Annotated in this window: 6 protein-coding genes; 2 read left to right on the top strand and 4 right to left on the bottom strand. The window is 57.4% G+C overall.

The window, feature by feature from the left end:
• Nucleotides 1-340, top strand: a 340-nt coding sequence (locus H1Y01_RS15410; protein WP_219341591.1) for a choice-of-anchor tandem repeat GloVer-containing protein, incomplete at its 5' end; no start/stop codon positions are given.
• Between the two features lie 197 nt (nt 341-537).
• The gene (locus H1Y01_RS15405; RefSeq protein WP_219341590.1) at nt 538-891 is read left to right on the top strand and encodes a hypothetical protein; all 354 of its coding nucleotides are present in this window, start codon (nt 538-540) and stop codon (nt 889-891) included.
• A gap of 73 nt (nt 892-964) precedes the next feature.
• Here H1Y01_RS15405 and H1Y01_RS15400 read toward each other — a convergent pair whose 3' ends face one another.
• The 4 genes from H1Y01_RS15400 to H1Y01_RS15385 all read right to left on the bottom strand — a co-directional run bounded on the left by H1Y01_RS15400 (nt 965) and on the right by H1Y01_RS15385 (nt 5,100).
• Nucleotides 965-1,345, bottom strand: a complete 381-nt coding sequence (locus tag H1Y01_RS15400) for a hypothetical protein (RefSeq protein WP_180541400.1) — start codon at nt 1,343-1,345, stop codon at nt 965-967.
• 67 nt (nt 1,346-1,412) lie between these two features.
• Nucleotides 1,413-2,174: a DUF1223 domain-containing protein gene (locus tag H1Y01_RS15395; protein WP_180541399.1), complete on the bottom strand. Its 762-nt coding sequence runs from the start codon at nt 2,172-2,174 to the stop codon at nt 1,413-1,415.
• Nucleotides 2,175-2,178: 4 nt separating this feature from the next.
• On the bottom strand, nt 2,179-2,703 hold the full coding sequence (gene msrB / locus H1Y01_RS15390; protein ID WP_180541398.1) for a peptide-methionine (R)-S-oxide reductase MsrB: 525 nt from the start codon (nt 2,701-2,703) through the stop codon (nt 2,179-2,181).
• Nucleotides 2,704-2,901: 198 nt separating this feature from the next.
• Nucleotides 2,902-5,100, bottom strand: a complete 2,199-nt coding sequence (locus tag H1Y01_RS15385) for an alpha-galactosidase (RefSeq protein ID WP_219341589.1) — start codon at nt 5,098-5,100, stop codon at nt 2,902-2,904.
• Nucleotides 5,101-5,446: the final 346 nt, after the last annotated feature.

The following is a 5,446-nucleotide window of genomic DNA, read 5'->3' as shown; positions in this document are numbered from 1 at the left end:
CGCCCCATGGACCGAGACCTTGCTTTATAGCTTTACGGGCAGCGCGGATGGGTCGAGACCGGTCGGGGGAGTCGTGTTCGGAAAGAATGGATCGCTGTATGGGGTAGCTTCGCGCGGCGGTCCGGCCGGTTACGGAACCCTGTTTGAGCTGACTCCGCCAACCGTTGCGGGCGGCGCGTGGACGGAGACCACCGTTCATACCTTCACTAACGGGGCGGACGGCGGCTATCCCGTGGCTCCCCTGACGGCGGGACCCAAGGGCGCGTTATATGGCAGCACAACTTATACGGGTCAAGGACCGGCCGGGCAGGGCACAGTGTTCAAACTGACTCTGAACTAACCACTAACCACTTACAGACTAAAGTACAAATACAAAATGATGTTTAACAACCAACCACGGATTGCTTCGTGCGTCCTAACTCTATTCGGTTTCACTACCCTCTTTGGTTCGGTGACGCGGGGAATAACTCGCTTGGCCGCGTGACCACTTCCGGAGCGCTAACCGAGTATTCGATTCCGACTGCTAACACTTTACCTATGGGGATCACAACGGGGCCGGACGGCGCAATCTTGTATACGGAAGGAATGAAGATCGGCCAAGCCGTTTTCGAAACCGCGGTGGTTTCGGCGACTCCCGGCACCGGTAAGGTCGGAAGCGAAGTAATGCTCTGCGGAACCGGTTTTGCTCCCGGCGAACAAGTACATCTTTTCGGCGACAGCACAAGCAAGAATCTGCTGGATGCGGCTAATGCAGATGAATCCGGATCGTTCGCCGTTTCGCGTCCCGTCGCGCAGGCGGCGTTTGGACCCGAGAGCGTGACGGGCGTCGGGCGGGCCAGGGTTACATCACCTTGCAAGGGTACAACGGGGACGTGGCCAGGGCTTATCTAACCGTGGAATAGCTTGCAGCAACGGGGGCGGGTATTAAACGCCCCCATAACCAGAAAACGTTTGATTTACTTTGTTAATGCGCCATCGCACCTTGGCTCATCTTCATCGCGGCCATCTTCTTACTCGTCGGCATCTTATCGAAAGCTGCAGCCTTGTCCTGGGCCGACATCTTGCTCATCGCGTCCATCGCTTCCTGATGCGACATCTTACTCATGTCATGGCCGGACATCTTCATCGCCGACATCTGGTCTTTCGAGGAAATCTTATCGAACATCGCCGCTTTGTCATCGGCTGACATGCTGTTCATCTTGTCCATCATCTGCTGATGCGACATTTTCCCGCCCGCCATCTTGCCGTCCGACATCGTTGATTGGTCCTGCGCGAATGCCGGGGCCAGGGCTAAGCCGCTGAATAGTCCCGCGGCCACCAAAGCTGTTCCTATCCTGTTACGCATGTTTGTTAAGTCTCCTTTTTCGTGCCTTTCGATTGAGTATTCGATTTGGACCCGAAGAAGTTACGATCTATTGCATACTCCGCATGGCCGCGCCAAGTACCCGCCCCTGGTTGCGTTCCTGCACGAACGCAATCAGCCGCAGTTGGTTGGGGTCAATATCTTTTCCCGGGCTGAATGATGTTGCGCGTTGAAAAGGCTCGCCGGGCTTGCACGTTCCAACCAGCTGGAGACTACGGATAACCGCAACGTGATGCAAACGTCGGCCGCCGTTCTCGCCCGCCGATACCTGTGAACTTGCCTCGTTCCTTGCGACAGCAAGATAGACATCGGCAGGACCTTTCGCGGCGGCAGGCAGACTGCTTACATCGATTTGCACCTTGGAATCGGAAGTTAGCGTGAGACTCACCTCAGCTTTGGGAGCCTTCGCGGCCGCGGCAATCGCGCTTAGCGCCCGGCCTTTGTCGCTGCCGACAAACTCCGTGGCGCCGTCGACCACCATTTCCGGGGTGTAGACACTATTGACTCCGAAGCGCGCAACGTAAGTACTTTGGCGGTCGCTCCACTTAGACGATGAGTAGGGATCCACCCAGCCGTCGTGATTCCAGTAATCGACGTGCTCGCTCAGTACGATCGCATCCACGCCGGAACCAGGCTCACTCTTCTCGAGGGATTCGAGAAGCCTGTCCGCGGGCGGGCAGCTCGAACAACCCTCTGACGTAAACAGCTCTACCAATACGGCGGGCCGCGACTTGGGGGTTTGCTCGGCTGGCAGCAACACAAACGCACCGAGGCCAATCGTAAGTGCAAGTAACAGGTAGTTTCGTTTCATGGAATCACAACCTTTCGAAATTCAGCGCCGTGCCGTTCATGCAATAGCGCAGGCCGGTCGGCTTCGGCCCGTCGTCGAAAACATGCCCGAGATGGGCATCGCACCGCCGGCATTTGACTTCAATGCGCACTCCGTAACTATTATCGTCAGCGGTCTCAATGTTCTCCGGCGCGACCGGTTCCCAGAAACTGGGCCATCCGGTGAAGGATTCGAACTTGGTATCCGAACTGAACAGGGCGTTACTGCAACAAACGCAGCGGTAAAGCCCGTGCTGGTGGTTGTTCCAGTACGGCCCCGTAAAGGGCGATTCCGTTCCTGCTCTGCGCGTCACATCGAACTGCCGCGGGCTCAGTCGCTGCTTCCACTCCTCATCGCTGAGAACATACTTATCTACTGTCACCAGACCTTGCCTGACGCCGGCTTTGTCGAAACGCACGACAGAAACCTGCGACTGCCGCAGCGAATTCGCGAAGAGCAGGCGGCCGGCGCCAAGCGCGGCGAACAGTTGTCTGCGAGTAAGACCTGCCATAAATTGCCTCTGCTATAGAGTTCGTTGCGCCCGCCGGAAAGTTACGCTCTCTAACAACCCGTGTCGAAAGTCCGGGAAGACCGCTTGCTTACGCGCGCGGCTCAGTAGATTCATTGCGTTACAGAGAGTCATTGCGTTACAGAGATTCATTGCGTTACAGAGCCGCGACCGTGAGGGAGCCGGTTTCAACACAGGCTGCTAAGGGACTCGTTCGAAGACGACGGCCGTACTGTCGAAATCCCCCCGCAGATTCAGGTGCACGCCGTTATGCATCAGATAGGCGCCGCTGAGCGGGCCTTGACGATCGATCAGCTTGCCGTCGACCGATTCGAGCCGGTAAACGGCCTTCTCGTCCAAGCCGTGCAAGAGAATGGCAGGCGCGGGCGTGTTGAATTCCTGCGAGTGGCGGAAAGCGAACAGCACCGCCTGTTTGCCATCGCTCGAGACGTACTGGTTGGCTGTAACATCATTAGTTATCGGCGATAGCAGCCGGTAGAGATCGCCCAGTTGCACCGTGTTCCGGATGCTCTTATAGAGCGCGATCATCTTCGTACCGAGAGCGGCGTCGTGGTCGGTCCAGTGATTCAGGTTCGCTCCGATCCCCAGCGCGCCTTGCATGGCGACGAGAAAGCGGTATTGCAGCGGCGTGCTGCGGCCGTTCTGATTGGGAACATCCGTCACCCAGGCCGACATGATCTTAGGCGCATAGGCTTGGGAGAAACCTTCCTGTATCCGCAGACGGTCGAACGCTTCGGTGTTGTCGGAGGTCCAGACTTCGTCCACGCGGCGCAAGATACCCAGGTCAACGCGGCCGCCTCCGCCGGAGCAGGATTCAATCTCAAGCTTCGGATGCTTCCGCCGCAAGCGGTCGATGATCTCGTAGAGATTGCGAACGTAAGTAATCCAAAGCTTGCGCTCATTGGCGGGTCCCGCCTCCGGCCAACCGGGTTCGGCGAAAGGACGGTTCATGTCCCACTTAAAGTATTTGATGTTGTTCTCGCTCGCGAGTTTATCGAGCGACTGGAAGATATACTCTTTGACGTCATCGCGCGCCAGGTTCAGAACTAACTGATTGCGCAGCTCGCTGCGCGGCCGTCCGGCGAAGTTCATCACCCAATCGGGATGCCTGCGATAGAGATCGCTATCCGGGTTGACCATCTCGGGTTCCACCCAGAGACCGAAGTCCATCCCGAGATCGTTTACATGTTTGATCAATCCGGTCAAACCTTGCGGGAACTTAGCGGGGTTGACCACCCAATCGCCCAGACCGGCGCGATCGTTGTTACGCTTACCGAACCAGCCGTCATCCATAACAAAGAGTTCGACGCCTAACTTGGCGGCTTTATCGGCAAGTTGTATCTGCCCGGGCTCGTTGACATTGAAGGTCGTCGCCTCCCACGAGTTATAGAGTACGGGACGCGTGCGCGATGTCAGGCCGCCGGGCAGAATCTGTTCACGCTCGAAACGATGCAGCAGCCTTGATGCGGCGCCGCGCCCGTTGGCTGCATACCCCGCATAGAACTCGGGGGTGTCGACCGATTCACCCGGATTCAGCGGGTACTGAAAATCGAAGGTATTAAACCCGCCCGTGACGCGCACCTGGCGATAGGGAGTCTGCTCGACCGTGATGCGCCAGTTGCCGCTCCAGGCCAGCGCGCCGAACCAGACGGACCCGGATTCCTCGGCAGCATCGCCGTGATCGATCGCAAACCACGGGTTGAAGTTATGGCTGGTGTGACCCTTGCGGCTTTCAAGCACCTTGTCGCCTTCGTGGATCGGCTCGCGATTGATCTGCGTTTCGGCCGCCCAGCGGCCGCTGAGATAGGTTAGCTGATATCCATCGCCCGGCGGCAGATACCAGGTAGCCGACTGCGCGCTGTCCAGAGTAAAAGGCGCCGCCGTGCTATTGCGGACCGTCGCGCTGCGACTAATGATGCCGTAGTCCGGATAGACGGTGTAATGCAGCGTGACGTCTACTTCGTCGTGAATGTCTTTAAGATCGATGTCGAGCTTGTCTCCCAGGATCTTCTGCGAAGCGTACTTGAGGACCAGATCGCGGTCGCCATCCGCGCGAGTCATCTTAATCGCGGGCTCGAAGTAGCGCGTGCCGCCCCATCCGGGGAACTCTTCGTTCTCCATCATCTGCGGCGGGTCGAAGGACGATAACTCGCGGCGCGGCAGCACCGGTGGGAGGTCGTCCATGCGCCAGAGCGGCGCGCCCCAATAGAGGTTTCGCAGAGCGCCGTTGGAATCGACACCGATCGCATAGGAGTTCTGCTTCGTGGTGAGAAGCCAGATGTGGCGCGCTTCGTCGTAACGGATGCTCTGCGCGTTTGCGCTCGACTCTGTTACCAGGGCAAGCGATGAAATTACGAGTACAGCGACCCAATGATGCACGAGATTAGCTTATACGGTGAGCCTTACGCGACAGAAAGGTACAAAAGTAATTGGCGCCGCTTCGACCCAAGCGTCCCAGACTAGTACCCATATGACCGTGTTGCTTCGTGGCTGGATGCGCTCGATCTGCATCCTTACCGCTTATGCCGTTTCTCTTTCAGTTCCAGCGTCCGCGGCGACTGCATAGAATAACCACGCGGTCATATGAACGGAAGGCTTTACGCACGAACCGCGCCACTCCGACCCGCTTCAACACTAAGTTTATCCTTTCAAACACAATTCAAATGCGATTTCAAATACTTTCAAGCAACGTTTTAAAACGCGAATCGCGGGCGCGGCGCATCTA

It is taken from the genome of Nevskia soli, assembly GCF_903970205.1.
GTDB lineage: Bacteria > Acidobacteriota > Terriglobia > Bryobacterales > Bryobacteraceae > Bog-113.
This window is presented reverse-complemented; position numbering and strand designations above follow the sequence as displayed.

Coding starts and splice junctions, on each gene's coding strand:
- H1Y01_RS15405 (WP_219341590.1), top strand. CDS start 538: ATGGGGATCACAACGGGGCCGGACGGCGCAATCTTGTATACGGAAGGA.
- H1Y01_RS15395 (WP_180541399.1), bottom strand. CDS start 2,174: ATGAAACGAAACTACCTGTTACTTGCACTTACGATTGGCCTCGGTGCG.
- msrB (WP_180541398.1), bottom strand. CDS start 2,703: ATGGCAGGTCTTACTCGCAGACAACTGTTCGCCGCGCTTGGCGCCGGC.
- H1Y01_RS15400 (WP_180541400.1), bottom strand. CDS start 1,345: ATGCGTAACAGGATAGGAACAGCTTTGGTGGCCGCGGGACTATTCAGC.